This is a genomic window from Micromonospora sp. S4605 (genome assembly GCF_003176715.1).
In the GTDB taxonomy this organism is placed as follows: Bacteria; Actinomycetota; Actinomycetes; order Mycobacteriales; family Micromonosporaceae; genus Micromonospora; species Micromonospora echinaurantiaca.
Genome location: NZ_QGSW01000131.1, coordinates 1 through 25,736 on the forward strand (window position 1 = coordinate 1; position 25,736 = coordinate 25,736).

Annotated in this window: 24 protein-coding genes; 5 read left to right on the plus strand and 19 right to left on the minus strand. The window is 74.5% G+C overall.

Going from position 1 to position 25,736, the window contains the following annotated elements; genetic code table 11:
* Nucleotides 1-1,085: hypothetical protein (locus DLJ47_RS08615; protein ID WP_109899531.1), on the minus strand; the 1,085-nt coding region annotated here is incomplete at its 3' end.
* Nucleotides 1,086-1,198: 113 nt separating this feature from the next.
* The gene (locus tag DLJ47_RS35675; protein WP_109899532.1) at nucleotides 1,199-1,681 is read right to left on the minus strand and encodes a WapI family immunity protein; all 483 of its coding nucleotides are present in this window, start codon (nucleotides 1,679-1,681) and stop codon (nucleotides 1,199-1,201) included.
* A 136-nt stretch (nucleotides 1,682-1,817) separates the two neighbouring features.
* Between DLJ47_RS35675 and DLJ47_RS08625 the strand changes: the two genes are divergently transcribed.
* Entirely contained in the window at nucleotides 1,818-2,414 is a 597-nt protein-coding gene (locus DLJ47_RS08625) for a hypothetical protein (RefSeq protein WP_109899533.1), read from the plus strand.
* 82 nt (nucleotides 2,415-2,496) lie between these two features.
* On the opposite strand, the gene DLJ47_RS08630 is transcribed toward DLJ47_RS08625, so the two are convergent.
* The 3 genes from DLJ47_RS08630 to DLJ47_RS08640 form a co-directional block, all read right to left on the minus strand.
* The gene (locus tag DLJ47_RS08630) at nucleotides 2,497-3,663 is read right to left on the minus strand and encodes a hypothetical protein (protein ID WP_109899534.1); all 1,167 of its coding nucleotides are present in this window, start codon (nucleotides 3,661-3,663) and stop codon (nucleotides 2,497-2,499) included.
* A gap of 160 nt (nucleotides 3,664-3,823) precedes the next feature.
* Nucleotides 3,824-6,166, minus strand: coding sequence for an acylase (locus DLJ47_RS08635; protein ID WP_109899566.1), 2,343 nt, complete (start codon nucleotides 6,164-6,166; stop codon nucleotides 3,824-3,826).
* Nucleotides 6,167-6,347: 181 nt separating this feature from the next.
* Nucleotides 6,348-7,091: an MBL fold metallo-hydrolase gene (locus DLJ47_RS08640; protein WP_109899535.1), complete on the minus strand. Its 744-nt coding sequence runs from the start codon at nucleotides 7,089-7,091 to the stop codon at nucleotides 6,348-6,350.
* A 168-nt stretch (nucleotides 7,092-7,259) separates the two neighbouring features.
* Between DLJ47_RS08640 and DLJ47_RS08645 the strand changes: the two genes are divergently transcribed.
* Complete coding sequence (locus DLJ47_RS08645) at nucleotides 7,260-8,813, plus strand: gluconokinase (protein WP_233257730.1); 1,554 nt, start codon at nucleotides 7,260-7,262, stop codon at nucleotides 8,811-8,813.
* Between the two features lie 27 nt (nucleotides 8,814-8,840).
* Here DLJ47_RS08645 and DLJ47_RS08650 read toward each other — a convergent pair whose 3' ends face one another.
* Nucleotides 8,841-9,401 carry a TetR/AcrR family transcriptional regulator gene (locus DLJ47_RS08650; protein WP_109899536.1) on the minus strand — a complete coding sequence of 187 codons (561 nt, stop codon included), beginning with the start codon at nucleotides 9,399-9,401 and terminating at the stop codon, nucleotides 8,841-8,843.
* An 88-nt stretch (nucleotides 9,402-9,489) separates the two neighbouring features.
* Here DLJ47_RS08650 and DLJ47_RS08655 point away from each other — a divergent pair, with 88 nt between their 5' ends.
* Nucleotides 9,490-10,359 carry an alpha/beta fold hydrolase gene (locus tag DLJ47_RS08655; protein WP_109899537.1) on the plus strand — a complete coding sequence of 290 codons (870 nt, stop codon included), beginning with the start codon at nucleotides 9,490-9,492 and terminating at the stop codon, nucleotides 10,357-10,359.
* Nucleotides 10,360-10,363: 4 nt separating this feature from the next.
* The gene (locus tag DLJ47_RS08660; protein WP_109899538.1) at nucleotides 10,364-10,864 is read left to right on the plus strand and encodes an HPP family protein; all 501 of its coding nucleotides are present in this window, start codon (nucleotides 10,364-10,366) and stop codon (nucleotides 10,862-10,864) included.
* Between the two features lie 48 nt (nucleotides 10,865-10,912).
* Here the strand turns inward: DLJ47_RS08660 and DLJ47_RS08665 are convergent, their stop codons facing one another.
* The 5 genes from DLJ47_RS08665 to DLJ47_RS08685 all read right to left on the minus strand — a co-directional run bounded on the left by DLJ47_RS08665 (nucleotide 10,913) and on the right by DLJ47_RS08685 (nucleotide 16,120).
* Nucleotides 10,913-11,197 carry a putative quinol monooxygenase gene (locus tag DLJ47_RS08665; RefSeq protein ID WP_109899539.1) on the minus strand — a complete coding sequence of 95 codons (285 nt, stop codon included), beginning with the start codon at nucleotides 11,195-11,197 and terminating at the stop codon, nucleotides 10,913-10,915.
* A 116-nt stretch (nucleotides 11,198-11,313) separates the two neighbouring features.
* Nucleotides 11,314-12,060, minus strand: coding sequence for a hypothetical protein (locus DLJ47_RS08670; RefSeq protein WP_109899540.1), 747 nt, complete (start codon nucleotides 12,058-12,060; stop codon nucleotides 11,314-11,316).
* 99 nt (nucleotides 12,061-12,159) lie between these two features.
* Nucleotides 12,160-12,918 carry a MerR family transcriptional regulator gene (locus tag DLJ47_RS08675; protein WP_109899541.1) on the minus strand — a complete coding sequence of 253 codons (759 nt, stop codon included), beginning with the start codon at nucleotides 12,916-12,918 and terminating at the stop codon, nucleotides 12,160-12,162.
* Nucleotides 12,919-13,050: 132 nt separating this feature from the next.
* The gene (locus tag DLJ47_RS08680; protein WP_233257731.1) at nucleotides 13,051-15,330 is read right to left on the minus strand and encodes a putative bifunctional diguanylate cyclase/phosphodiesterase; all 2,280 of its coding nucleotides are present in this window, start codon (nucleotides 15,328-15,330) and stop codon (nucleotides 13,051-13,053) included.
* Between the two features lie 262 nt (nucleotides 15,331-15,592).
* A complete protein-coding gene (locus DLJ47_RS08685) occupies nucleotides 15,593-16,120 on the minus strand; it encodes an ArsR/SmtB family transcription factor (protein WP_109899542.1) in 528 nt (175 codons plus the stop codon).
* Between the two features lie 106 nt (nucleotides 16,121-16,226).
* On the opposite strand from DLJ47_RS08685, the gene DLJ47_RS08690 reads away from it, so the two are divergent.
* Nucleotides 16,227-17,144, plus strand: a complete 918-nt coding sequence (locus DLJ47_RS08690) for a S41 family peptidase (protein WP_109899543.1) — start codon at nucleotides 16,227-16,229, stop codon at nucleotides 17,142-17,144.
* 84 nt (nucleotides 17,145-17,228) lie between these two features.
* On the opposite strand, the gene DLJ47_RS08695 is transcribed toward DLJ47_RS08690, so the two are convergent.
* The 8 genes from DLJ47_RS08695 to DLJ47_RS08730 form a co-directional block, all read right to left on the minus strand.
* On the minus strand, nucleotides 17,229-18,737 hold the full coding sequence (locus tag DLJ47_RS08695; RefSeq protein WP_109899544.1) for a hypothetical protein: 1,509 nt from the start codon (nucleotides 18,735-18,737) through the stop codon (nucleotides 17,229-17,231).
* On the minus strand, nucleotides 18,734-19,831 hold the full coding sequence (locus DLJ47_RS08700) for a hypothetical protein (RefSeq protein WP_109899545.1): 1,098 nt from the start codon (nucleotides 19,829-19,831) through the stop codon (nucleotides 18,734-18,736). Before DLJ47_RS08700 ends, DLJ47_RS08695 begins: the two co-directional genes overlap by 4 nt.
* 54 nt (nucleotides 19,832-19,885) lie before the next feature.
* Nucleotides 19,886-21,280 carry an MFS transporter gene (locus DLJ47_RS08705; RefSeq protein WP_109899546.1) on the minus strand — a complete coding sequence of 465 codons (1,395 nt, stop codon included), beginning with the start codon at nucleotides 21,278-21,280 and terminating at the stop codon, nucleotides 19,886-19,888.
* Nucleotides 21,281-21,552: 272 nt separating this feature from the next.
* Nucleotides 21,553-21,786, minus strand: coding sequence for a zinc-ribbon domain-containing protein (locus DLJ47_RS08710; RefSeq protein WP_109899547.1), 234 nt, complete (start codon nucleotides 21,784-21,786; stop codon nucleotides 21,553-21,555).
* Between the two features lie 189 nt (nucleotides 21,787-21,975).
* Nucleotides 21,976-22,905 carry a CHRD domain-containing protein gene (locus tag DLJ47_RS08715; protein WP_109899548.1) on the minus strand — a complete coding sequence of 310 codons (930 nt, stop codon included), beginning with the start codon at nucleotides 22,903-22,905 and terminating at the stop codon, nucleotides 21,976-21,978.
* Between the two features lie 362 nt (nucleotides 22,906-23,267).
* On the minus strand, nucleotides 23,268-24,146 hold the full coding sequence (locus tag DLJ47_RS08720) for an SRPBCC family protein (protein ID WP_109899549.1): 879 nt from the start codon (nucleotides 24,144-24,146) through the stop codon (nucleotides 23,268-23,270).
* Nucleotides 24,139-24,696, minus strand: a complete 558-nt coding sequence (locus tag DLJ47_RS08725; RefSeq protein ID WP_109899550.1) for a winged helix-turn-helix domain-containing protein — start codon at nucleotides 24,694-24,696, stop codon at nucleotides 24,139-24,141. Before DLJ47_RS08725 ends, DLJ47_RS08720 begins: the two co-directional genes overlap by 8 nt.
* Before the next feature lie 92 nt (nucleotides 24,697-24,788).
* Nucleotides 24,789-25,733 carry a hypothetical protein gene (locus DLJ47_RS08730; RefSeq protein WP_109899551.1) on the minus strand — a complete coding sequence of 315 codons (945 nt, stop codon included), beginning with the start codon at nucleotides 25,731-25,733 and terminating at the stop codon, nucleotides 24,789-24,791.
* Nucleotides 25,734-25,736 lie beyond the last annotated feature (3 nt).

Genomic DNA, 25,736 nt, shown 5'->3' on the forward strand with positions numbered 1-25,736 from the left:
GTGGTGGGCGGTGGCGCGATCGTCGGCGGCGCCGGGGTGGGCGCCGCGATCGCCGGCGGTACGGGGATTCGCCGGCTCGCCGGCGGCGTGGGCCGGGTCGACCGGTGCCGCCCGGCGCCTCCGGTGACCCGGGGTGCCGGCTCGCCGGTCACCGACGCGGCCGTCCCGCCGCCCGCCGGCTCGCCGGGGATGGGCGGGGCGGTGAGTTCGAGCGGTCGCGGCGCGGCGTCCACGGCGGCGGAGTTGCCGACCTGCGCCCGGTAGGTCGGCCCGGTCGGCCCGGTCGGCCCGGCGTCGACGGCACCGGCGGTCAGCGTGCCGAACGCCAGCGTGGCCAGGGCGGTGACGGTGGCCACCCGGCGGTCGGGGCGCCGCGCGACCAGCGGGGCGTGGGCCGGCACGACCAGCGGCGGCGGCACCGGCCGCGCCTGCCGGTGCGCGTCGAGCAGGTCGTCGACCTGCGCGGCGACGGCCGCCCGGCACCCGGTGGCGGTGGCGAAGGCGAGGGTGAGGTAGAAGCGGAAATTCGCCGCCGCGGTGTCCGGCACCAGCAGCCCGGCGAGCCGCCCGCCGTCGGTGCGGTGCAGCAGGGTGAGCGGGGCGTGCGGGTGGTGCGCGGGTCCCACCAGGTCCGGGTACGCCCACTCGCGCCGCTGCTCCCGCCCGCCGAACGCGACCCGGTGGTTGGTCACCACCGCCATGCCGGTGTCGACCGTCCGCACGCCTCGGGGCAGGGCCCGGTCGGTGCGGTCGGGGCCGGTCGCGGCACCGGCCAGGCCGGGTGCGGGCAGGCCGGTGACGTGCCGGGCCTCGGCCTCGACCAGTTCGGCGGTGGGCAGCACCCGGTAGACGACCTCGTCGTCGGCGAGGTCCACCGGCAGGCCGGTACGCGGCTGGGTGCAGCCAAGGAAGCTGGCGGCCTCGATCTGGAGCCGGACCAGTTGGTCGTGCCGCCGGAGCCAGGCCGCGGTCTCGGCGTCGTACGCGCGCCGCCGCCGGTCGTTCTCGCGCTCCGACCAGGTGGTGCGCCAGCGGGATTCCGCCGGCGCCGGGTCTCTGCTGGTGGCCGGTGATGTCGCCGTCACGTGTGGTACAACCGCTCGTCCCGTCGACAGGACACGCATGACGATCGATATATCCGCGTTGTTCCGGAAAGGAGAGAATTGGCCCGGCGGCCGTCGAGCGGGGCGCCGGGGGGCTACGACACGACGCGCCGGGGGTACGCCTCGACCTCGCCCGCCCACTGCTCGGCGGCCGCGGCCAGTGCGTCGGCCGAGACCGTCAGCGGCAGCGGATACACCGCGCCGAGCGGGCGTCGCGGCATCCACGGGGGCAGCGACTCGTAGGAGAACTCGACCACCAGTTCCACCCGCCGGCGCCGGATGACCCGGCTGCGGAAGGTCAGGTTCGGCTCGGTGAACCGCACCACCGCCGGCGGCGCCCCCGGAGTCAGCGCGGACTCCGCACGCCAGCGCAGCCAGCCGGTCAGCGCCGCCGCCTCGGCCACGGTCAGGCAGGGCTCCAGGTGCGACCACGCCTGCCCGTCCGCAGTGCGGGCGTCCGTCTCCACGAGCAGCCAGTCGTCCCAGCCCTCGTCGGGGTGGACCGGCGGCTCGACGCCCGGCTGGTAGCCGACCGGGCGGATCCTCACCCGGGCGCCATCGTCGGAGCGGATCTCCATCCGCCCATCATTCCGGACATCAGGGCGGATTCGGAGCGAATTACCTGGGCGGGGCCATCCCCTGCGGAACGCGGGTCCGGGGCCGGTACGGGAAGACCCCGATGCCGCCGGGCGGCGGCGCGGCGAGGCTGGGGGCATGACGACCCTCCGCCCCCGAACCTCCGCGAAGCTCGTCCCGACCGCCGCCCTCGGCGCGCCGGCGCTCCTGCTCCTCTACGGCCTGCTGCGGCTGGTCGACGGGCTGGACGGCCACCGGGGGCCGGGTTGGGCGTGGAACCTCGGACACACCTTCTTCCTGGTGGCGTTCGTGCTCTTCGCCGTACTCCTGGTCGAGCTGTGGCGGCTGCTGCGCGCCACCGCGCCACGGCAGCGGGTGCTCACCGGGGTCGCGACCACGCTGGGGTTGGCCGGCGCCGCCGGGTTCCTCTGGGTGATCCTCGGCGATCTGTTTCCCCGGCTCTCCGACGCCGCGCCGCTGCCGGATCCCGCGATGGCGCTCGGGCCACTGCTGTTCCAGGTCGGCATCCTCACCCTGCTGGTGCAGGCGGCGACCACCCGGCCCCGGCTGCTGCCGGCCTGGAGCCCGGCGCTGGTGCTGCTCGGCTTCCTGCCGATCGCGGTGAACCTCGACCTGCTGCCGCTGGGCGCCGCGCTGATCCTCGTCGGCCTGCTGCCCCTGCACCGGCTCACCGAGCGTCACCCGGTCGAGGGTGATACCGGAGAGTCATATTGATACCTCTGCGTCATCACGCCGAGGAGGACACGTGGCCGGCGGACCGGCCGGCGCCGCCGACCAGCGGAGACGACCCGGGCCCTCAGGTCCAGACGGTACGGCGCACCCCCCGGTGCTCCGCGCAGGCGTCGCGCTGCCCGCCGGTCAGGCTGACCGCGCCGTCCCGGCACTGCACCAGGTAGCCCCGCCCGGCCCAGAACTGCGGTGTGCAGTCGAACCAGTCGCAGATCTCGGCGTCCGGCTTGCGGATCCGGTAGCCGCCGCAGAAGTCGTACCCCATCGGGTTGGCCGGCGCGCCGCAGAGCCGCTCCCCGGAGGTCGTCTTCGACGGCGCCGGCGTGGGTGGCGTGCTGCTGCGTTTCGGCTTCGGCTTCGCCGTCGGCGTGGGTGTGGCCGCGGCGATCGGCGGCACCGACGGGCCGAGCCGCGGCACGGCGGTCGGCGCGGGGGTGGCCGCGGCCGCCACCTCGCGGCGGGTCGGGTCCGACGGGTCCGACTCGATGAGCGCGGCGGGCACCAGCACGGCGATGGCCGCCGCGACCGCCACGGTGCGCCGGCCGCCGGGCAGCATCGCGCTGAGCCGGGCCTGCCCCGGCGTGGCGATGCCCGGTCGGATCGGCTTGAGCTGCGCGTGCTCGGCGATCAGCTCGTCGAGCTGGGCGATGATGGCGTCGCGCTGCTCGATGGCGTCGGCGAAGGCCAGGGTCAGCTTGAACCGGAAGTCCGCGGCGGCGTCGACGGGCAGCATCAGCCCGGAGGTGCGCCGGCGGTCCAGCACCTGCATCAGCGTCACCGGGGCCGCCGGGTCGTGGGCCAGGCCGGTCATCCGGCCGTACGCCCAGTCGCGCCGGCCGCGTCCGCCGAGCAGGACCAGCCGCCGGTTGGTGATCACCGCCATGCCGGCGTCGGCGATCCGGACCCCGTCCGGGCGGCGGGGCCGCAACGGCGCGGCGTCGACGGCGACCGTCAGGTCGGGGGCCGGGAGCACGCTGGTGTGCCGGACCTCGACCAGTTGCGCGGCGGGCAGCGCCCAGAGGACCACCTCGCCGGGGCCGAGCTCCAGCGGCAGCCCGGTGCCGGCCGCGGCCGATCCCTGGAACCCCTCGGCGAGGGTACGCAGCCGCCGCAGTTCGTCGTCGCGTCGTCGCCAGGCGGCCTCGGCGCCGCGGTACGACCGCAGCCGCCGCTCGTTCTGCCGGTGCGCCCACCGGTACCGCCAGGTGGAACCCGTCGAATCAGTCTTCGCCACGCCGACTCCTTCGCCGCGCAGACAACCATCCGGGGTGTCACACGTGTTAACTCCGGCGGCGTCCGGCCCGGACACGCCACATCGGGCGATTCACCCGATCGGCGGACCAAATTGGACGAGAAGTCGATTCTGTTGTGTGGCTTGGGCACCTCCGGGCGTGTCAGCGGTGGCGACCCTCCGAGATCCGATAGGTGCGCAGGTTCGGGTCGGCCCGCAGCTGTGCCTCGGTGTACTTGACGGTGTCCCAGCCCTTGCCCGAGTAGAGCCGGGTCTGGTCGGCGTACCAGGGCGAATTCGGGTTGGTCGACTGCGAGTAGGTGAGGATCTGCCGGCCGGACGGGCCGTTCGGGCCCAACTCGACGGCCATCACGAAGGACGAGCCGTGCACCACCTTCGGGTAGCCGACGCCGGGGCGCAACGGGTTGATGATCATGTTGAAGATGCCCGCCTCGGCCGGTCCACCGTGGATCGGGATGCGCTGGTCGCCGCGCGGTTCGGTCTGCACGTCACCGAGGCGGGCGTCCAGCGGGATGCCGGCGAGCCGGCGGACGGCGTCGGCAAGGGCCCGCAGCACCCGCGGGTCGGTGCTGGCCAGCCGGGCCGGGGTGTGCACCGGGTCGGCGGCGTCGAAGGCGTCGGCGAACCGGATGCCGCCGGCCAGGGCGAACTCGGTGAACAGGTGGGCGCCCCGGCTGTCGGTGTCGGCCCGCAGGTCCCAGCCCCGCAGCGCGGCACAGGCGTCCCGCAGGTCGACGGTGGTGCCGTCGGAGGCGGTCGCGGTCGGCTGGGCGGTGCAGAGCGCCACCAGGTCGTCGCGGACCAGTTCACCGCCGTACGCGCGGTTGCCGAACACGGTCTGCCAGAGCCGGCCGGTGGTGAACCGGGTGCCCGGCAGGTCGTCGGTGCCGGCCAGGCGCCGCTGCACCTGGTCCAGCCCGAGCCGGGTACGCAGGCTGCGCTGGGTGCCCTCGTTGCCGATGATCCGCGGGTAGCCCTCCAGCGGGGCCTCCGGGTTGGCCAGCCAGTGGCTGTCGTTGGAGTTGGTCACGTAGTCGGTGCGGAACCGGACCGGCAGGTTCGCCGGGCCGAGGATGCCGGGCACCACCGCGTCCGGGTCGGCGCCGAGCGCGCACGCCGACCGGGAGCCGTCCAGGACGGCCTGGCCGCTGCTGGCGTAGAGCGGCTGGAACGGCGCCGGGATGCAGGCGGCGGCGAGGTCGTCGGTGACCCGGGGCACCACCGAGTGGTCGGCGTAGAGCGCCTCGCCGCGCGCGTCGGCGGCGATCACGTTCACCCAGGGCAGGAACTGGTAGCGGTCCAGCACGCGCTTCAGCTCGCGGACCGTCTTCGCCCGGCCCATCTGCAACCAGCCGTCGAAGGCCCGGTTGTTGGTGGCGTTCACGTCGGTGACGGCGTACGCGGCCTCGGCCGTCCAGTCGAAGCTGCCGGGCACCACGACCACCGGCCCGTAGTGGGTGTCGTGGAAGGTGCGGCTGACCGGAATGGTGCCACCGGCCGGGTTCGGCACCTGCACGGTGACCGTGCGGGTGGTCATCTTCCGCGGCCGACCGTCGACGTAGTAGGAGGTCGGGTCGCCGGGCACCAGGGCGAGCCGGTGCCAGACGAACCGGCGGGCGGTGGAGACGGTGTGGCTCCAGGCGAGGGTGCGGTTGTGCCCGATCTCCACGATCGGGTCGCCGATCAGCGCGGCGCCCTCCACGTCGTAGCGGCCGGGCACCTTGAGGTGCATCCGGTAGAACCGCTCCGCGCCGTCCCACGGAAAGTGCGGGTTGGCCAGCACCATCCCGCCGCGGTGGGTGGTGGCGCCGGCGCCGAGCCCGTACGCGTTGCTGCCGACCCCGGCCGGCGCCCCGTCGACGGCGGCGAGCACGGCGGCGGCGCCCGGCGCGTCCTGGGCGGCGGCCGGGCCGGTGGCGGTCGGCGGGGCGGCGGCGACGATGCCGTCGAGCAGCGCGCGCGAGCCGGCCCGGACCATGCTGGCCCAGGTGGTACGCCACAGGTCCAGTTCGGTCAGCGGGCGTACCCACGGCTTGGCCCGGCAGGCCGGGTCGGTGAGGTTCGCCGCGCCCCCGACCTGGCGCAGGTAGTGGTTGTAGCCGGCGACGAAGCCGCGGATCTGGTCCCGGACGTCGTCGGAGGGCGAATGCACGCCGTCGCGCCGGCCGGTCAGCAGCCGCTCGACCGCTCGGTCCTCGATCGCCTTGCGGAAGAACAGGTCGCTGCGCACGTTGGCGTCGGTCGGGCCGCTCGCGCCGAACCAGCGGGACCGCTCGCCGCTGACCGTGACCACCTTCTCGGCGATGACGCAGAGGTTGTCCTCGGCCTGCACGTAGCCGACGCCGAAGCCGAGGCTGCCGAAGCTGTGCGCGGTGATGTGCGGGACCCCGTAGGACGCCCGGCGGATCTCGGCGGCGTAGCCCCGCCCGTCGCGCTGCTTGCCGGCGGCCGGCGCGCTGCCGACAGCCAGCCCGGACACGACCATGCCCAGGGCGGCCACCGCCGCGCCGAGGCGAAGAGCTGGACCGGTCACGCCATCCTCCCCCGCCGGACGTCATCGTCCAGAAACATTCACGTTGCTCGGCATTCTCACCCCGGCCGGGCCCTCGCGTACACCCCCAACCGGCGGCCCACCGCCGAGTCACTGCTCAGGCGGATACCAGGGATCAGGGAAGGTCCAGGACCAGGCCGGCGGTGGCGACGTCGGTCTCGCCGTCGTACCCGTCACCGGCGGCGGCGTGGGCGGCCGCCGGGTCGGTGCCCGGCCAGAGGTGGGTCAGCAGCAGGTGGCCGACGCCGGCGGCCGCGGCCAGCCGGCCCATCTGCCGGGCGCTGGACAGGTAGCGCCGCGAGTCCTCCGGCACCTCGTCGACGTAGGTCGCCTCGGCCACCAGCAGGTCCGCCTCCCGGGCCAGGTTCGGCAGCTCGGGGCTCGGGCCGGTGTCACCGGTGTAGGCGAGGACCCGGCCGCCCGCGGTCAGCCGTACGCCGGCGTTCGGCACCCAGTGCGGCAGCGGGAAGGTCTGGGCAAGGAACGGGCCGATGTCGAGGCGGCCGCCGAGGGTGATCTCGTGCAGCGTGTAGGCGTCGGCCAGCATCCCGGGCCGGTCCAGCGCCAGCACCGCGTCGAGCGCGCCCGGCGGCGCGTACACCGGCAGCGGGGCCGGCGGGTCGTCGCGCAGCGCCCGCGCCCGCAGCAGCGGATTCAGGTCGGCACAGTGGTCGGGGTGGCCGTGGCTGACGAATACGGCGTCGACCTGGTCCGCGTCGAGCCACTCCAGCAGCCGCGGCACGGTCGCGTAGCCGACGTCGACGAGCAGCCGGAATCCGTCCTGTTCCACCAGGTAACCGCTGCACGCCTGGCCCGCCTCCGGCCACGCCCCGCACCCGCCGAGAACCCTGAGCCGCATGCCGGCACCCTAGCCGCCGGCCCGCCGGGCCGTCGCCGGCAATTCCGCCGGCCAGCGGCGTCGCTCGGCCCGCGGTCGCCGTCCGCTTTCGCCGTACGGGGTGGTCCGGCGCTCGGTAACGTCAGGCACAGCCGGTGAGGCCGGCGCGGGCGGAAGGGGTGAGCGCCGGTGACCGAGACGGGCGGCCGTCGCGACGCGATGATCGCCGTCGACATCGGCACCGCCAGCGCCAAGGTCGTCGCCTACGACACCCAGGGCCACCAGCTCACCCAGTACGGGGTGCCGTATCCGTTGGACGAGCCGCAGCCCGGCTGGGCCGAACAGGACCCGCTGCGGATCCACGCGGCGGTGCTGGAGGCGATCGGGGCGGTGGTGGCCGACCTGGGGCGGCCGGTGGCCGGGCTGGCGTTCAGCACCGCGATGCACAGCCTGATCGGGTTGGACGCCGACGGCGAGCCGATCACCCCATCGATCATCTGGGCGGACGCCCGGGCCAGCCGGCAGGCCGAGCGGCTGCGCGCCGTACCGTCCGGGCTGGCCCTGCACCGGCGCACCGGCACCCCGGTGCACCCGATGGCGCCGCTGCCCAAGCTGCTCTGGCTGGCCGAGCAGGAGCCGCAGCTGTTCGGACGGGCCGCGTACTGGGTGGGGATCAAGGACTGGATCCTGCTGCGGCTCTGCGACGAGCTGGTCACCGACCACTCGGTCGGCTCCGGCACCGGGCTGATGGACATCCACCGGCTGGCCTGGGACCCCGAGGCGCTCGGCATCGCCGGCATCACCGAAGCGCAGCTGCCCCGGCTGGTCTCCACCACCGCCGTGCTGCCCGGCCTGACCGCCGAGGCGGCCGCGGCGACCAGGCTGCCCCGGCGTACGCCGGTGGTGGTCGGTGCCGGCGACGGGCCCCTGGCCAACCTGGGCCTCGGCGCGGTGGCCCCCGGGGTGATGGCCTGCTCGATCGGCACCAGCGGCGCGATGCGGGTGGTGGTGGAGCACCCCGGCGTGGACCCGCTCGGCGGGGTGTACTGCTACGCGCTGACCGAGCGGCGCTGGGTGGTCGGCGGGGCGATCAACAACGGCGGGGTGGTGCTCGACTGGGCCGGTGACGCGCTCGCCCCGGAGCTGGGCGAGGACGCCGAGGAGGAGCTGCTGGCGTTGGCCGCCCGGGCCCCGGTCGGCTCCGGCGGGTTGATCATGCTGCCGTACCTGCTCAGCGAGCGGGCCCCGCACTGGAGCGCGCTGCCGCGCGGCGCGTACGTGGGGCTGACCCACGGCCACCGCCGGTCGCACCTGGTACGGGCCGCGATCGAGGGGGTCTGCCAGCAGTTGGCGCTGGTGCTGGCGTCGGTGCGGGCCGCCGGCAACGAGGTGCACGAGGTCCGGGCCAGCGGCGGCTTCGCCCGCAGCGACCTGTGGCGGCAGATCCTCGCCGACGTGCTCGGCATGCCGGTGCGGTTCCCGGCCGGGCACGAGGGGTCCAGCCTCGGCGCGGCGCTGCTCGGCATGCAGGCGCTGGGTCGGATCGCCTCGGTCGACGTGGCCGCCGACCTGGTCCGGATCGAGGAGACCGTGCAGCCCGACGCGGCGGCGGCCGCCACGTACGCGACGCTGCTGCCGCTCTTCTCCGAGCTGTACGACGCGCTGGTCCCGACGTTCACCTCGCTGCGCCGGCTGGCGCCGGGCCTGCCGCCCGAGCCCGTTCCCACCCCGCCACCGCTGTGAGCGGCCGGACGGGTGTGGCGACCGGCGTCAGGCCGACGCGTCGGCGTCGAGCAGCCGTTGGGCGGCCGCGCGGGCGTCGCGGGCCGGTTCCGGACTGCCGGCGATGGCCGCGGTGACCATCGCGCCGTTGGCCAGCACCAGCAGCTGGGCGGCGAGCGCCGGTGGCCGGCCGGCCGCGGCGACGAGGGCGGCGAGGTGGTCGGCGACCGCCTGCTTGTGGGTGCGGACGATGTCGGCCACGTTCGCCGACGCGGGGCCGAGTTCGGCGAACGAGTTGATGAACGCGCAGCCGCGGAAGTCGGGCTGGCCGAACCAGTCGTACAGGTAGTCGAAGACCGCCAGGACGCCCTCGGCCGGCGTCGACCGGGCCGAGGTGTACGCCGAGAGCTGCTCGCGGATCGCCAGGTCCCGCCGGCGCAGCACCGCCTCGACGAGGTGCTCCTTGGACGGGAAGAGCTGGTAGGTGCGCTTGAGCGAGACGCCGGAGGCCTGCCGGATGGCGTCCATGCCGACCGCCTGGATGCCGCGCTCGTAGAAGAGCGTGTCGGCCGCGTCGAGCAGCCGCGCCTCGGCCGTCGTGTGGTCCATGTCAAAGCCCCTTGCGCGGAGAACCGTCGTTCTCCTACCGTAGCAGGCAACCGGAGAACGCCCGTTCTCTCGATGTCGAGGAGTCCCCGTGTCCCCCTTCGTCACCCGCCACCGCACCGTCGCCCTCGCCGGCCAGCAGGTCTTCTACCGGGAGGCCGGCGACCCGTCGCGGCCCACGCTGGTGCTGCTGCACGGCTTCCCCACCAGCTCGCACATGTTCCGGAACCTGATCCCCGCGCTGGCCGACGAGTACCACCTCATCGCACCGGACCACATCGGATTCGGGCGGTCCTCGACGCCGCCGGTGGACCGGTTCGAGTACAGCTTCGAACGGCTCACCGAGATCACCCTGGCCCTGCTGGACACCCTGGGCATCGAACGCTTCGCCCTCTACCTGCACGACTACGGCGCGCCCATCGGCCTGCGCATCGCCAGCCGCAACCCGGACCGGGTCACCGGGCTGGTCGTGCAGAGCGGGAACGCCTACACCGACGGGTTCACGCCCTTCTGGGAGGTGCTCTTCGCGCACGCCAAGGACCGGGCGACCCACGAACCGGCGGTCCGCGAACTGCTGACCGCGCAGGCCACCGAATGGCAGTACACCCACGGCGTGCCGGCGGACCGGCTGGACCGGATCGCCCCGGAGACCTGGACGCTCGACCAGGCCGGCCTGGACCGGCCGGGCAACAAGGAGGTCCAGCTCCAGCTCTTCTGGGACTACCAGTTCAACCTGGACACCTACCCCGACTTCCAGCGCTACTTCCGCCAGCACCGGCCGCCCACGCTGGTCGCCTGGGGCCGCAACGACGAGATCTTCGGCGCCGCCGGGGCCGAGGCGTACGCCCGGGACCTGCCCGACGCCGAGATCCACCTGCTCGACACCGGCCACTTCGCGCTGGAGACGCACGGCGACGAGATCGCCGACCTGATCCGCGGCTTCCTGCGCCGGGCCCGGTAGCCGGATGTCCGCCACCACCCTGCGCCCGCCGGCGACCGGCCGGCGGGCGGCCTGGGCCACCGCGCTGACCGCGGGCGCCATGCTGCTCGGCGCGACGGCCCTGCTGGGCGCCGTCGAGGCGGTGACCGGGCGGGACGTCTTCGCGCTGCCCTTCGTCGCCTCGGCGGCGGTGCTCGCCCTGGCGCCCGGCGCGCCGCTGGCCCGACCGGCGGCGGTGCTGCTCAGCTATCCGCCGTGCGCCCTCGTCGCGGTGGCGGTCACCGCGGTCGTGGGCCCGTCGGTCTGGGCCGCCAGTGCGGCGGCGGGGGCGTCGGTCGTCACCATGCTGCTGCTGCGGGCACCGCACGCGCCGGCCGCGGTCTGCGCCGCCTTCATCGGCCTGACCGATCCCGGTCCCGGGTATCCGCTGCACACCGTGCTGCCGGCGGTGCTGGTCGTGCTCGGCGCGGCCCTGCTCGCCGGGCGGCTGCTGCCCCGCTACGGCTACCCGCCGTCCTGGCACTGACGCGCCGGCTCCGGCCGGGCCCACCGGGCACCGCCCCGGTGGGCCCGGTCAGGGTGCCTCGACGGCCGAGATCCGGTACTTGTGCACCTCGGCGCCGCGGATCGCCGCCACCTGCGCCTCGGGTGGGCCGGAGCCGCGGAAGGCGAGCAGCCGCTCGTCGGACTCCCAGCGCTCGTAGACGTTGATCCGCCCCGGCTCGACCGGGTCGCCGCTGATCGCGAAGTCGACGCAGCCCGGCGCGGAGCGCGCCTGCCGGATCGTCTCGACGCAGGACGCCAGGTAGGCGCCCCGCTCGGCCGGGTCGACGTACAGGCTGCCGGCGACGATGAGCACAGTGGACCTCCCGGGTCGGTGGGCGACGACCTTGTGATACTCCCCCGATGTGACGTTTCCACGCGGCCGCCGCACCCGAACGGGTGACGCCGCCGCCGACGCGTACGAGGAGCGGGTCAGGCGCCCGGGATGTTGGCCGGCGGGTCGTCCCGCACCAACTCCGCGGCCGGCTTCTGCACCGACACCGGCAGGCCGAAGTCGGCGTACGTCAGGTCGAGCGACGCCGCGCGCCCCGGCTCGGCGGCCAGCTCGATCCGGTAGCGGACCAGCCGGCCCCGCTCGTCGAGGGTGGCGGTGAACGGCACCGCCCCGGCCCGGTCACCGAGCACGGCACCGACCCCCTCGCCGAGCACGTCGGCGCTGTCGCGCAGGTCGAGGGTGCCGGCGTACTCGCGGTCGCCGGTCTGCCGCACCCCGCTCGGGGCGCGCAGCGTGCTGGCCAGCCGGGTGTTGTCCAGGCCCCGGCCGCCGTCGACCGGCACGTGCCACCAGGTGCGGCCGTCCCACTCCGGCACCCGCCGGTCCGGGGCGCTCACCCGCACGTAGGCGTCCGTCCCGGTGACCAGCCGCTCGACCTTCACCTCGCCGGTGGGCACCTTCAGCGAGGTGGTCTCCAGGCCCCGCCGGGCGCGCGGGTCCCAGACCAGCACGGTGCCGTCCCCCTCGGTGCCGGAGCCGACGGTCAACCGGTAGGACTCCCGGTCGATCGCGGCGGCGGCGTCGACCAGCACGGCGGCCGGATCGGCGCCCGCCGCCGGCCGGTCGGCGGACGGCGACTCGGAGCGGCCGAAGGCGGCCCAACCGCCGACGACCGCGGTGGCGGCGAGGACGGCGCCGATGGCGACCAGCTTGCGACGGTTCACGGGGGCGCTCCTCGGGGAGTGTGCAAGCCCGCCGGTGGACACCGATCGACGCTCACGACAGTGCGGCCCGGCCAGCGTAGCCGGACCGCACCGCCGCGCTCACGCCCGGCTGATCGCGTTGGCGTGGATCGCCTCGCTCAGGTACGCCGTCAGTCCCGGCGCGATCGCCTCGTAGTGCGCGGTGAACCGCTCGTCGGCCAGGTACATGTCGGCCAACCCGGTGTGGATCTCGTACGAGCACTCGTAGAACGACCGGCTGATGAGCTGCCGGTGCTCCTCGGCCAGCTCCATCGCCTCCGGGCTGTCGGCCGGCGCGCCGGAGGACATCAGCGCCACGATCCGGCGGCCCCAGTCCTCGTTCTCCGCCTTGATCCGCAGCCAGTCCTCCTTCGTGTAGCGGGACACCCGCCGGTTCGACTCCCGGTACGCCTCGCTGCCACCCCACCGCTGCTCCGCCTCCTCGGCGTGCGCGTCCGGGTCGAAGTCGCCGAAGACCTCGAACCGCTCCTCGGGGGTCAGTTGGATGTTCATCTTGCTCGCCTCCATCGCGAACTCGATCGCCGTGACCATCTCCTGCAACCGCTTGATCCGTACCGTCAGCAGCTCGTGCTGGCGGCGCAGGTGCACCGTCGGGTCACTCGCCGGATCGCCGAGGATCGCGGCGATCTCCTCCAGCGGGAACCCCAGCTCCCGGTAGTAGCGGATGTGCTGCAACCGCTCCAGGTCCGCGTCGTCGTAGCGGCGGTAACCGGTGCCGCTGCGACCACTGGGCGAGAGCAGGCCGATCTCGTCGTAGTGGTGCAGCGTCCGCACGGTCACCCCGGCCAGCCTGGCCACCTGTCCCACCGTGTACGCCATGGTTTCCCTCCCTTCCGGAAACCAGGCTCCAGCCTGCCGTTACGTGAGGGTCAAGGCTGATTCTGCGACGCCGGTCACCCCGGCCGCCGCGGCTTGCCCGAGCGCACCCCGGCGCGGTGCCCGGCCGGGCGCTCAGGATCGGGCGAGCGCGGTGCGCAGCTGGGCCAGCCCGGCGGGGCGGCCGTAGCGGTAGCCCTGCCCGTGCACGCAGCCGATCGCCGCCACCGCGGCGTGCTGCCGCTCGGTCTCCACCCCCTCGGCGACCACCGACAGCTCGAACGCCCCGGCGAGCCGGGTCACCATCTCCACCGTCGCGTACGCCCGGGCGTCGGTGTCGAGCCGGGCCACGAAGGACCGGTCGATCTTCAGTTCGGTGGCCGGGATCCGGTGCAGGTAGCTCAGCGCCGAGTAGCCGGTGCCGAAGTCGTCGATGGAGATCCGGATGCCCAGCTCGCGCAGCTGGCGCAGCCGGTCCAGCACGGCCTCGCTGCCGTCGATCAGCGCCGACTCGGTCAGCTCCAGGGTGAGCGCCCGGGGCGCCAGGCCAGCGCTGGCGGTGGCCGCGGTCACCGTGGCGATCAGGTCCGGCCGGCGCAGGTGCGCGGCGGCGATGTTCACCGCCACGGTCGCCTCGGTCCGCCGGTCCCGCCAGGTCGCCGCCGCCCGGCACGCCTCGTGGATCACCCACCGGTCGATCGGCACGATCAGACCGGTCTCCTCGGCCAGCGGCAGGAACCGGGCCGGGCTGAGCAGCCCGAGCCGGGGATGCCGCCAGCGCACCAGCGCCTCGGCGCTGCGTACCGCCCCGGTGGCCAGGTCGACGATCGGCTGGAACTCCAGGTGCAGTTGGCCCTCGTCGACCGCGCGGCGCAGGTCGGCGATCAGCTCCGCCCGGGTCACCGCCGACTCCCGCAGGGCGGGCGTGCAGGTCCGGTACGCGGACTTGCCGGCGGCCTTGGCCGCGTACATGGCGATGTCGGCGTCGCGCAGCAGGTCGGTGTGCGAGGCGTGCTGCGGGCCGTACTCGGCGATGCCGATGCTGGCCGACGGGTGCAGTCCCAGGTCGCCGTCGTCGTCGGCCGGCTCCAGCGCGGCCAGCAGCCGCTCCGCGAGCCGCTCCGGCGACACCGGCCCGTCGCCGTCGACCAGCACGGCGAACTCGTCGCCGCCGAGCCGGGCGATGGTGCCCTCGCCGTCGACCGCCGTCCGCATCCGGTCGGCGACCCCGGTCAGCAGGCTGTCCCCGGTGGCGTGCCCGAACCGGTCGTTGACCTGTTTGAACCCGTCGAGGTCGAGCAGCAGCACGGCCACCGGCCGGCGGTCGCGCAGGGCGGCCCGCAGCTTCCGGGTGAACATCAGCCGGTTCGGCAGGCCGGTGAGCTGGTCGGCGTACGCCAGCCGGCGCAGCCGGACCACCAGCCGCAGGTTTTCGTTGGCGGCCAGCCCCTGGCGCAGCGCCAGCGCGGCGAGCAGCGCCATCATGCCGAAGAAGACCAGGTGCGGGGTCTGCCCGGTCGGCTGGCGGGCCAGCACCACGGCCACGATGGCCCCACCCACCGGCAGGTACGGCAGCGCCACCCGCCACCACGGTGGCAGCGGCGACTCGGCCTCGTCCGCGTGGTCGCACTCCGGCGGCGGCGGGTACCGGGTGGCCAGGCCGACCAGCAGGTAGCTCAACGGCCAGCAGACGTCGATCGGATGGCCGGAGAAGTAGTCGCCGCGCACGGCGAGGGAGACGTAGCCGGTGTCCGCCACCGCCCGCAGGGTGAGGCTGGCGCCGATCACGGTCATCGGCCGCCACGCCGGCCGGGCCACCGCGACCAGGATGGTCAGCTGCATCAGGTCGAGCATCGGGAAGAGCAGCCCGAGCGTACGCACCGGATCGGCCAGGTCGGCGGCGGCGACATCGCGGACCACCACCACCCAGCCGATCGGCACCAGGGCGAGCCCGACGATCACCCCGTCCAGCACGGTCCGGGCCCGCCCGACGGCGGTGCGCGGGGCGGCGAGCGAGCAGAGCAGCGCGCCGGTGCCGGTGAGGATGCCCGCGATGAAGATCGCGCCGACCAGCGGCGTGTGCGGCAGGTCGCCGCCGAGCAGCCGGTCGACCGTCCACACCGCCCGGCCGAGCGCCGCCAGCGCCATGGTGGCGGCCAGCAGCAGCCAGAACCGGCGCAGCGTCGCCGGGTGCCGGCGGGCCGTCCCGAGACAGGCCAGCGCCGCCCAGCCGGCGACCAGCAGCGCGCCGACGTCGCTGACCAGGGCCGCGGCCGGCAACCCGGCGACCAGCCAGACCGCCTCGGCGAGGACGACGGCCCCGGCGACGACCAGCCCGCCCCGTCCCGTGCGGGCGCTCGCCGGCGCGCCGACACGCCGCCGTGCGGCGGCCTGCTCCAGGTCGTGCGGCGGCACGGTGGCTCCGACTCCGTCTCGTGCGGGCACCTCGGGCGCGGACCGGTCCCCGGCAAACCTCGAAAGCGTAGCCAGCGGCCCGACCCCTCGCCAGGGCCGACCGGTCCGTACCCGGACGCCGCCGGGCCGCTTCCTCGACACCGTGCCACCGGCAGCCGCCGGGCCGGTGTCCCGTGGTCCGGCACCCGGCCGGTCGCCCGCCCGGCACCCGGCCGGTGATCCGGCACCCGGCCGATGATCCGGCACCGGTCTGGTGGTCCGGTCAGGACGGTGGCGGGGCGCTCTGCCGGTAGAGGCTGACGAGCACGCCGTGGCGCGGCTCGTCGTCGCCCGCGTCCTCGGCGTCCTCGACCAGGGCGAGCAGTGCGGCACGCAGCCGCTCGGCCTGGGCGTCGGTAAGCCGCAGGTGCCGCAGTTGCAGCAGCGGCTCGCCGGGCGCGGCGGCGATCTCGTCGGCGATCGCGCCGAGCATCGCGGCGGTGGCGGCGTGGTGGCCGGGCGCGACGCTGAGCCGCCGGGCGGACCGCTGGTAGTACTGCTCGGTGCCGCCGCGGACCGGCCGCGTGTGCACGACCCGCACCATGCCGGCCTCGCGGAGCACCTTCAGGTGGTGGGCCACGTTGCCCTTGGCCGCGCCGAGCGTGGTGGCGAGCTGGCTGATGGTGGCCGGTCGCTGGCCGAGCGCGAAGAGCAGGCGCTGGCGGAGCGGATGCCCGAGCGCCTTGAACTGCGCGGCGGTGGTGACCTCGAGCAACTCGTCGAGCGGGCGGTCGGGCAGCGGATCGGCCATGCGAGAAAGTGTCTATTTCTCTTGACGCTTTGTCAATCCGCCTGCTCTACTGCTCTGCACCGGTTCCGGCACCGGACCGGTGCCATCCGACAGGCAGGAGACCGCCATGCGCCAGGCCGAGATCAGCGAGATCGTCGAGCGGACCGCGGCCCTCGTCGACGAGCACTACGTCTTCCCCGAGGTCGCCGCGCGGCTCGCCACCCTGCTCACCGATCACCTGGCCGCCGGCCGGTACGCCGCCGCCGCGGACCCCAGGACGCTCGGCGAGCTGGTCACCACCGACCTCCAGTCGCTCAACGGGGACCTGCACCTGCGGCTCAAGTACCACGACGAGCCGCTGGCCGACCGCGACGACCACCCGGACGACGACCGGATGGTCCGACTGGCCGCCAGCACCATGGGCGGTGTCGGCCGGGTGCTCCGCCTGGACGGCAACGTCGGCGTGCTGGAGATCCGGCCGTACCTGTTCCCGCCGCAGCTCGCCGGCGACCAGATGAGCGCGGCGCTGCGGCTGCTCTCCGGCACCGACGCCCTGCTGCTCGACCTGCGCGAGAACGTCGGCGGCAGCCCCGACATGGTGGCGCTGGTGTGCGGCTGGCTGCTCGCCGAGCCGACCCTGCTGCACACCATGTACGACCGCGCCGGCGAGCCGGTCCGGCAGTCCTGGAGCGCCGCCTGGCTGCCCGTCCCCGGGTACCCGGCGGACAAGCCGACCTACGTCCTCACCAGCGGCCGGACGTTTTCCGGGGGTGAGGAGCTGGCCTACAACCTCCAGCAGCTGGGGCGGGCCGTCGTGGTCGGCGAGCGCACCGGCGGCGGCGCGCACCCCCGGATCGGCTTCCGCGCGCACGCCCACCTGGAGGTGACCGTGCCGGTGGCCCGGCCGGTGCACCCGATCAGTGGCACGAACTGGGAGGGCACGGGCGTCCACCCGGACGTCGAGACGCCGGCCGCGCAGGCGCTCGACGTGGCGCACCGGGCCGCGCTGTCCCGCCTGGCCTCGCCCGCCGAACTGGTCGGCTGACCCCGGCGCCGGAGGCCGGGCGGCCGGCCCGGCGGCCTCGGACCCGCCCTGTCAGACCGCTCAGCCGGCACCGACCACGGCGGATCAGGCCCACTCCTCCACCGGGTCGCCGTCGGCCGTGGCGGTGGCCGGGCCGGCGGGCGGGCCGCCGTGCGTCCACGGTGTCTCCTCGGCGGCCGGGAAGGCGCCCGCCGGCAGGTACGCGTCGGAGAGCGTCGTGTAGCAGAGCCGCTCCCCCACCTCCGGCACACTACCCGGCGGCGCGGTCAACCCGCGCCCCATCCCGCCGGAGAGTTCCAGCACCACCTCGGTCTTGCCGTCCGCGGCCGGGGTCACGAACACCACCCGGGCCTTCTGCGCCGGCCGGGCCGGCGAGTACAGCACCGCCCCGACCGGCACCAGCACCGGCTCGGTGGTGACCAGCTGGATCCGGGGCCGCAGCACCGGCCGCTTGCCGCTGTCGTCCACCCGCTTCGGGTCGGCCAGCGTCACCTCGCCGACGAACGCCTCACCGGCCAGCCGGTGCTCGGCCATCACCAGCGGGTCGTCGTAGGCGCGCTGCACCGCGTAGGAGGTCAGCGCCCGTTCCAGGCGGTGCAACCGGGCCGCCGCCGCCACCGCCCCGTCACGCCGTGGCTGCGGCCCGCCGCCCGCGTCGAGGTGCTCCGTGTAGCCGGTGAACGCGTCCCGGTCGCCGGCCCACCGGCCCTCGACCCGGGCGCCCGGCGGCAGCGCGCGCAGCAACCCCACGCCGCGCCACATCAGCTCCCAGGTGGGCGCGAGCTGGTCGCGCAGCAGCCGTTCCAGCTCCGCGTACGCCGCCGCGCGGGCCACCGGGTCCGCCTCGGCGGCGGCGTAGCCGGCGATCGCCGGGGCGAGCAGCCGGTTGTCGAACTCGGGATCGGTGGCCGGCCCGGCCGGCGGGCAGCGCGCCGGGTCCTCGGCCCGGGCCGCCGCCTCGGCGCCGGTGAGCCCGGGCGGCGGGTCGATCCAGCCGAGCAGCGCCGGCAGGTGCAGGTCCTCCACCGCGCTCTGCCCGGTCGCCCAGTGCAGGGTCAGCGCGTCGGTCATCGCCACCAGCGCCGAGGAGCCCGGATGCTCGGCCCGCTCGGCGAAGAACGTCAGCCAGCGGCCCAGCAGCGGCACCGACGGGTGCACCGGATGATCGCCGTCCGTCCGGCGGAACCGGGTGGACCGGCCGAGCAGCCGCAGGAAGGTGATCCCCGCCGGATTCGGCACCAGCAGCTGCGGCGCGTCGACGTACCGGTGGCGGACATCCCGGCCCCGATCCACCGCGACCGCCTCGGTGGCTCCCCGGTGCCCGTCTAGGTACGGCAGCAGCACCGCCGCCAGCTCGGCGGCGAACGCGAAGCGCTGGTCGCGGTTGCGGGGCTGGGGCACGATCAGCAGCCGCGCCTCGTCCGGCGCCGCGCCGACCAGCATCGCCAGCGGGGCGTTCGCCTCGCCGGCCATCGCCAGCGGCACCAGCACCAGCGGCCGGGGCGACAGGTGCAGGTGCCGTACGGTGGCCACCGGCTGCGCCACCCCGGCGGCGAGCGCCTGCGCCTTCGCCAGCGCGCGCAGCGTACTCATGCGGGCAGCCCGAGGGCCTCGGCGCGCAACCGGGCGGCGGCGCGCAGCAGCCTGGCGGCCTCCGCCTGCTCCGGCTCCGGGGTCCGCTCGCCGGTGGCGAGCGCCAGCGCCTCGGGCACCGTCGGCACGCCGCCGAGCGCCTCGCGCACCGGTCGGCCCAGCGCCGCGGTCTGCGCCCGGGCCTCGTGCCGGCAGAAGTACGCCAGCTCGCAGGCGGCCAGGCAGTCCGGCGCGTAGCGGGCCTCCACCGTGGACAGCGCGGCGGTCAGCGTCGCCGGGTCGGCGGTCAGGTCGGCGGTGAACTCCTCCGGCACGGCCGTCAGCAGCGTGTCGATCCGGGCCATCCGGTCCAGCTGGCGGCGCAGCACCAGCAGCTGCTTGCGCACGTCGAGCAGGCTCGCCACCGGCTGGTTGGCGAAGTCGCGCGGGCAGACCAGCACCACGTCGTGCGACACCAGCTCCGGGTCGTGCCCCTCGGCGGCGAGCAGCTCGCGCAGCGCCAGCACGTAGACGGCCGACTGGATCGCCGCGGCGGCCACCTTGCCCGGGTCGGCCTGCCCGTCGATCACCGGAAACGACTTGATCTCCACGACGTGGAACCGGCCGGCGAGCCGGGCCGCGACCAGGTCCGGCTCCAGGTGCACCCGCCGGCCGGCGACGTCCAGGCCGAGCAGCGGGTGGTCGAAGAGCGCCGCCGGCTCGTCCGGCCCGGCCGGTACGGCGGCGGTGAGCACCTCCCGCGAGCGCCGGTGCCGGTCCGGCAGGTCGTCCGTGCCGAGGTCGGTCCAGTCGGCCCGCTCGCCGGGCGGCACGCCGAGCCGCTCCGCCACCAGTCGCAGCAGCTCCGCGCCGCCGTCCGCCTTGACCTGCGCCTCGAACGCGTTGCCCCGGGTGATGGCGAACCGGGACTGCCCGAACCGGGCCGGAAAGCCGCTCCGCTCGGCCAGCTTCGGCTTGTCCACCCCGGCGCCGTCGAGGACCGCCCGCCGGGTGCAGCCCGGGTTGCCGGTCAGCGCGGCGATGGTGCGGGCGTTGTGCCGCCGGGGCGGCACCGGGCCGCGGATGGCGGCCAGTCGCTGCTCGCTGCTCGTCATGATCCGCCCAGGATAGGCCCGGACCGGCTGCCCGCCACGCGCGCCGCGACGGGTTCAGCGGCGGCCCGCGCTGACCGGCACCGGCGCCGGTACGCCGCGCCGCACCAGGGCGGCGACGAACCCTGCGGCCACCAGCGCCACCCCGGCCATCGACCAGAGCACGGCGCGCAGCCCGCCGGTGAACCCCGGGTCGGCGAGCCGGCCGGCGGTGGTGCTGGCGACCACCGCCCCGACCACCGCGATGGCGACCGTCTCGCTCGCCAGCCGGGCGGTGTTGATCATCCCGGCGCCGGTCGCCGCCCGGTCCGCCGCCACGCTGCCGATGGCCAGCGCGTCGAGCAACCCGATGGAGAGCCCCACCCCGACGCCGATGGTGAGCAGCGGCCCGGCCAGCACGCGCGGACCGCTGTCCGGGCCGAGCACGGTGGCCCAGGCCGCGCCGACGGCCACCACCGCGACCGACGCGACGATCACCGCCGGGGCCGGCACCAGCCGGGTCAGCGCCCCGGTGAGCAGCGGCAGGACCAGCGTCGGCGCGGTCAGCAGGATCAGCGTCGCGCCGGCCCCGGCCGGGCTGAGCCCGACCACCGTGGTCAGGTAGGACGGCAGGTAGACCAGCAGCGGCACCAGCACGGCGACGATGGTGGCCGCCGCCAGGCAGATGCCCAGGAACCGGGGGCTGGCCAGCAGCGCCAGGTCGAACATCGGCTCGGCGCGAGCCCGCTCGACCCGGACGAACACCACCAGCAGCGCCAGCGCGGCGGCGAACGCGGCAACGATGACCGGGTCGTCCCAGCCGTGTTCCGGGCCCTGCACGAAGCCGAAGATGAGCAGCAGCAGCGCGGCGGTGAACGACACGGTGCCCGGCCAGTCGATCCGGCCGCCCTCGGGCCGGCGGGACTCGGGCAGCAACGGCACCAGGGCCAGCACCACCAGACCCGCCAGCGCGGGCGCGGCGAAGACCGACCGCCAGCCGAACGCGTCGACGAGCAGCCCAGCGATGGACGGGCCGAACGCCAGGCCGGCGCCGATCGCCGTACCGAAGACGCTGAACGCGCGGGCCCGGGCGCGGCCGTGGAAGGTGCCGGCGAGGATCGCCGAGGCGCTGGTGGCGGCGGCCGCCGCGCCGACACCGGCGAGCGCGCGGACGGCGTCGAGCAGCACGATGTCGTCGGCGACCGCGGCGAGCAGCCCCGCGCCGGCGAAGATCGCGACGCCGGTGGCAAAGACCCGCCGCCGGCCCAGCAGGTCGGCGAGCGCGCCGCTGGCGAGCATGAAGCTGGCGAAGGTGGCGTTGTAGCCGTTGACCACCCACTGCACGCCGGCCAGCCCGGCGTCGAGTTCACGGCCGATGTCCGGCAGGGCGACCGAGGCGCCGGTCAGCGACACCGGCAACGAAAGGGTGGACAACAGGACGGCGACCAGCACGACGGCCGGATGGTTGCGCACGGTTCCCCCGTTCGGACGGCCGTCCCAGCCTAGTTGCCGAGGTCGGGGGCGGGATCCGCTCCGGGTCGAAGATCACACCGGGCCGGTCAGCGACGGGCCGAACGGTTCCAGGGGGACCGGGGCAGCGCGGTGCCGGCCAGCGGGCGGCGGTCGCGGCGGGGACGCCGGCGCCGGTCGGGGGTGCAGGGCGGCCGGGAGACGGGGTGCCCGGACGCCGGGGTGTCGGGTCGCCGGCCGATCAGCCAGCAGAGGAAGTGGACCACCGCCGACGCTCAGCCGACCGGGAGTCGTCGGGCGTCGGCCTTGGCGACCTCGTACTGGGCGCCGCAGTACGTGCACTGCTGCAGGTAGCGGGTGCGGATCGGGATGAGCGGGATGAAGAACAGGGTGAACTTCGTCGACCGGCGGGTGATCACCTGCGCGGCATGGTTCCCACAGTTGCGGCAGACCTGCTGCACGACGCCCGATCGGGTGACCTTGGTACGCAGCCCGAAGATGAAGAACATCCCCCGCCACTACCCACCCACCGCCTCGTCAACCCTTGATCGTCTGTCGCTCGGCAGGCGAATCGGGCCGTCGGTGGCCTGCCAGGGATCAGACGCTCACGCCGCACCGTTCCCGCACGGCCTGAACGCCCGTCCCGTCGTGCGGGTCGGGCGTTCAGCCTGTCGTTCCTCGACAGGGTCAGGGGCAGGTCACCCCTCGGAGCTCATCCACCCGTCCCAGTGGTCGCCACCCTTGTCGTGGTCGCGCTCCTTGTCACCCTTGTCCCGACCGGACTCGTCGCCCTTGTCCCGGCCCGACTCGTCGCCCTTGCCGTGGTCCCGGTCCTTGTCGCGCTCGTCCCGGCCCGACTCGTCGCCCTTGCCGTGGTCCCGGTCCTCGTCACGCTCGTCCCGGCTCCAGTCCGAGTCCTTGCTGTCCCAGTCCCGGTCCTCGTCGCGCTCGTCCCAGCCCCAGGACTCGTGGTCCTTCTTCCGGTCCTCGTCCTTCCGGTCCTCGTCGCTCTTGATCTGGCCCCGGATCTCACCGTTCGGGTACTTCTTGGTGTGCACGTTGACGTACGTGACACCGGCCTCGATCGCGTCGACCAGCTCGTCGAACTCGCCGGGCTCGATGCCCTGGTCGGCGGGGCCGACGACGTCGTCGCGCTTGATGGTCCCCTCGACCTTGGCCGGGGACTTGGGGCAGTCCGGGACGTGCTTCGGCACCCCACTCTTGCCGTCCTTCAGGTTCGAGCACAGGAAGGCGGCGATCCCGCCGCTCTGGTGCCGGCCCCCGAAGTGGATGTGTGCCTGCTCGACGTCGTTCAGCTCGTCGTACGTCAGCTGGTACTTGATCTCCTTGTTGCGTTCGTCGATGTGCGCCACGAACCGGCCGAAGCCGGGCGTGGAGATGGGCTTCGGGTCCTCCTCGTAGCCGCTGAGCTTCGCCCGGACCACCTCCTTGCCGCGCGAGTCACTCCAGTCCCACGAGTCGCGGGAGTCCCGCTGGTCGTGCGACTCGCGCTTGTCGCCGGAGTCGTCCCGGCCGTCGCCCATGGCCGCGGTACCCAGGGCGGTGGCGGCGACGGTCGCGCTGGCCGCCACCGCCACTGTCCACAGTCGAGTACGTCGCATGATCATTGCTGTTTCCTCCTAGACGGGGATCCCAGCCCGCGACCGACGGCGCAGAGATGCGCGTCCGCCACGGGGCGCGGGTACGCGAAGGCACCGCGCGCCGGAGAGACGTGGCGTCGGGGCCTCCGGCACTCGGGATCGATTGGCACCCTATGGTGAAATTGTCCCATGTTCGGGGGAAACAGGAGTCATCTTCACTGATCCGACCGTCAGCGGTCTTCGAGCGCTATGCCGCAGCGCGGGAAGTCTGCGGCGACCAGGGGGTGGTTGGGCGCCCGCAACACCAAGATGCCCGACCGCCGGTCCGGCGGTCGGGCATCTTGGTACGAATGGCGAGCCAGGGCGGCGAAGCCTGGCGGCGGGCCGGCTCAGCCGGCGGCGTCCGCCGGCTGGGGCTCCAGGCTGGGGATCTCCGCCGGCAGCCAGATCGGCTGCCAGTCCGCCACCTCGTGGAAGCGGCGCAGCTCGGCCAGCCCCGACACCGACCCGGCCCAGGCCGCGTACGGCGGGTTCGTCTCGTCGAAGCCACTCTGCACGAAGGTCAGCCTGGTCTTCCCGGCCGACTCGGCCAGCTCCCAGGTGACCACGCCGGTCGGACCCCAGTCCACGGACATCTTCCGGCCGGGCTCCAGGTCGATGACCTTGGCCGCGTAGCCGGCGTCGAAGCCGCCCATCGCGTAGCGGCCGCCGACCCAGGGCTCGATGCCGATCGGGTAACCGAACCAGGCGCTGGCCTGCTCGGAGTCGGTCAGCGACTCGTACACCCTGGCCATCGGGGCGTCGATGAGCAGCTCGCCGCGCAGCTCCGCGGAGGTGAAGTCGACCTTGGGCACCAGCGGCGCGCCCTCCAGGTGAGCGGCCAGATTGGCGATGGCGAGACTCCAGAACGTCTGCAGCACGCCCCGGATGCTGCTGCCGCTCATCATCTCGTTGACGTCGAAGTGGCTCTGCGTCAGCGTCAGGACGGTCGCTTCCGCGCCCTCGGCGCGCAGCGCGAACTCGGTGGTCGTCTCCACCCCGTCGAGCAGCCAGGCGAAGCGGAGCGTGTCGTCGTCGACGTGCAGCAGCCGCTGATGCGGGGCGTCCCCCTCGGGGGTGAACCGGCCCCAGAACTCGTACCGGGCCGGGAGGTCGACCTCGGCGTGCTCGGCCAGCCAGACGCGCAGCTCGGCCGGGTCGGTCAGGGCGCGGCGGACGGCGTCGATCGGCGCGGCCAGGCGGGCGTGCAGCTTCATCGGTTCACTCACGGTCTTTCCCCTTCGGGTAGCAGGCCACGGCGAGCTTGAAGGCGTCCCCCTCGGCGCCCCCGTAGCGGGTGAAAAGGTCCTGCAGGGCGGTCTGCAGGTCGTGCAGGAACTGCTGTCGTTGCGCCGCCGGCACGCGGATCTCGCCGGACACCCCGACCGAGGGCAGCTCGGGCGCGGCGCGGTCCAGCCCGGCGATGTCGGCCTGGACCTCCTCCATCAGGTCGAGCAGGTAGCCCAGGCTCAGCTCGTCCCGCGCCCGGCGCAGCCCGATCCGGCCGACCAGGCGGGGCGAGAGCCAGTACGACCGGGCAGCCGCCTGGTAGATGCCCTCGGTGATGCCGCGGACCTTGCGCTCGTTGACCCGCTCGACCAGGCCGGCCGCCACCAGCTGCTTGACGTGGTAGTAGACGCGCTGCGGCGTCTGCTCCAGCCGGGCGGCCACCTCGGTGCAGGTGCGGGGCTCGGCCAACTGCCGCAGCACTTCGACGCGCTGCGGCTTGAGCAGGGCCTCGGCCTGCTCGATCTGCTCCAGGTACAGGACTTCTCTCATGGCAAAATCAGTTTGTACGTACAAAACTTGTTTGTCAATGGATTCAACGAAAGGCCGCGCGATTCGCGCGGCCTTTCGTGGCGGCGAGGCTGCTACTTGGATCGCACCAGGGCGCCCGCCGGCTTCTCGACCCGCACGGGCAGGCCGTAGTCGGACAGCTCGATGACCACGTGGAGGTGGTACGTGAAGTTGGCACCCCTGAGGTTCGCCCGCGCCGTACGGTCGTAGGCCACCGTCGCGATCCGGTTGTCCGCGCCGAGGGTCACGTCACCGACGAAGCTGTCGGCGACGATCGCGTTGCGGCGATCGGTGACCGTGACCTCGAAGTGGTAGCCGCCACCGGCGGTCTCCGTGACCTTGGCCCCGGATTGCCGCAACGCGCGGAACAGGTCCCGCGGATCCGCCGAGGCACCCAGACCGCCGTCCAGCGCCAGGTCGAAGTTGAGGCGGTCATGCCTGCCCGGTTCCCGGCTCCAGACGATCTCGCCGTTGCTGCCCACGCTGCCGTTCGGGGCGCCGATGTACCGGACGCCGTCGATCAGCCGCTCGTGCTCGAAGCCCGCCGCGATCGCCGGACGCAGACCGGTGTACGGCGATTCCAGGTAGCCGGTGGCCGTCGTCGGATCGAAGGCTCCCGTGGTGACCCAGCTCTCGCTCACCGGCTCGGGCAGCTCGCCGTCCGCCGGCGCCCTGTCCTTCGAGGTGGTCGTGACCTTCACCCGGTAACTGATGTTCTCGCTGGCCTCGGCGGCGGCGGCGAGCCGCAGCTGGGGCGACTCGGCACCCGCTCCCGGCGGCCGCTCGGCCACGTTCCCGGGCGCGACTCCCGGTCGCTCGGGAACACCGGTGCCGACGGCCGCGACCGCGACCAGCGCCCCGACCACCCCGACGACGCCGGCGGCGTACGCGCCGCGGACCAGCGCCGTCCGGCGCCGGTGGCGTCGGGTGGCCGCCGCCAGCACGTCGCCGGTCAGTTCCAGCCCGGCGACCCGCTCCCGCATCCCGGCGGCCAGCCGCTCCTCAAGATTCGTGTTCATCTC